General features: G+C 48.3%; 1 protein-coding gene and 1 pseudogene. One reads left to right on the top strand and one right to left on the bottom strand.

Features of this window, described 5'->3' with window-relative positions; translation table 11 throughout:
- A pseudogene (locus tag R8N28_RS25000) lies at nt 1-245 on the top strand (phosphonoacetaldehyde hydrolase); the annotation flags it as partial.
- Nucleotides 246-321: 76 nt separating this feature from the next.
- Here the strand turns inward: R8N28_RS25000 and R8N28_RS24995 are convergent.
- A complete protein-coding gene (locus R8N28_RS24995) occupies nt 322-1,350 on the bottom strand; it encodes a LacI family DNA-binding transcriptional regulator (RefSeq protein ID WP_318183638.1) in 1,029 nt (342 codons plus the stop codon).
- Nucleotides 1,351-1,365 lie beyond the last annotated feature (15 nt).

Genomic DNA, 1,365 nt, shown 5'->3' with positions numbered 1-1,365 from the left:
CAGGCATCTTTGAAGGTCACAATGCGGGCATGTGGACGGTGGGTCTGCTGCTTTCTGGTAACGAAGCGGGTCTGACATTTGAAGAATACCAAGCCGCAGACGAAGCAACCTTAGAGAAAGCTCGTGAAAAAGCACGCGCGAAGTTTATCAAGAGTGCACCTCACTACTTAATCGATACCATCTCCGATCTGCCAGAGGTGATCGTAGATATCGAACAACGCCTAGCCACGGGCGAACGTCCGTAGTTTTCGCTCGTGAATTCAGAATGTAAAAAGCCTCTCCATATTGAGAGGCTTTTTGTGTTTATGGAAAGCGGAGGTGTCAATTAATCGCGGTACTTGCTCGACGCTTTAGCTTAAAGCCCATACTGGTTGGCCTTTCTTCTGGCTCACCTTTGATGGCATGCAACAGTTTTTCTGCCGCCTTGGTGCCCATGCGCTCGTAATCAAATTCTGCCGATGTCAAACTTGGGTAAGCGTGCTCCCCCATAGAAGAACCTTCAAGGCAAATAATGGCAATGTCGGTCGGGACTTTGAGAACACGGCGATGGCACTCAAAGAGCGCACCAATTGCTATCTCCTCATGGCTACACACCAAAGCATTCAAGCTTGAATCGCGCAGCAATAACTTCGCCAATCCTTCCGCACCCAATTGTGAAGATGGCGCTTCATGAGTCGTCAGAAAATGATCTGGGGTGAGATAGTTTTCAATCATCGCACTTTGCCAACCGTGTAACTGGCGTTGCAACGTTGAGTGATTCCCGCGCGCCCCAATAAAACCAACGTTCTTAAAACCTTGTTCAATCAGGTGTCTGGTACAGGCCTTACCCACTTCGAAGTGATCCACGCCAATGTTGAGATAACTGGCCTTTGAGCTCAGTTCGGCAATCTCTAACACTGGCGTATTTGACGCCTCTAACAGTTGATGCGTTCGCTGACTATGCTCACTTCCAAACAGTACAACGCCCGCAGGACGGCTCTCTAAAAAAGTCGAAAGCAACTTTTCTTCTTGCTCAATCGAGTAGTCGCTGTAACCCAGTAATAATTGATAACCCGCTTTGTTTAACGCCTGTTGGAAGCTTGGTAAGAAAAGCGCGCATGCTTTTTCAAACAGTGACGGAATGATTAGAGCGATGGAATAACTTTCTGCAGATGCGAGTGCCCCTGCGGCTTTGTTCGGGATATAGCCGAGCTCATCAACCACTTGTTGAATTTTTTCTCTCAGCTTATCGGATACCAGCTCTGGCGTTCGTAATGCTCGCGACACCGTCATCGTGCCTACGCCTGCTTGTTTGGCGACATCAGCCAAAGTGACGTTGCCGGTACTTCTTCGTTTGCGAGGTTCGCTCATTGTTTTTATTTAATG

The organism is Vibrio sp. Vb1554 (genome assembly GCF_033344235.1).
The sequence above is the reverse complement of the archived record's forward strand: the minus strand, read 5'-3'. Positions and strand labels throughout refer to the sequence as shown.

Bases quoted from the DNA above. Each gene is read 5' to 3' on its own strand.
- R8N28_RS24995 (WP_318183638.1), bottom strand. From the start codon at position 1,350: ATGAGCGAACCTCGCAAACGAAGAAGTACCGGCAACGTCACTTTGGCT.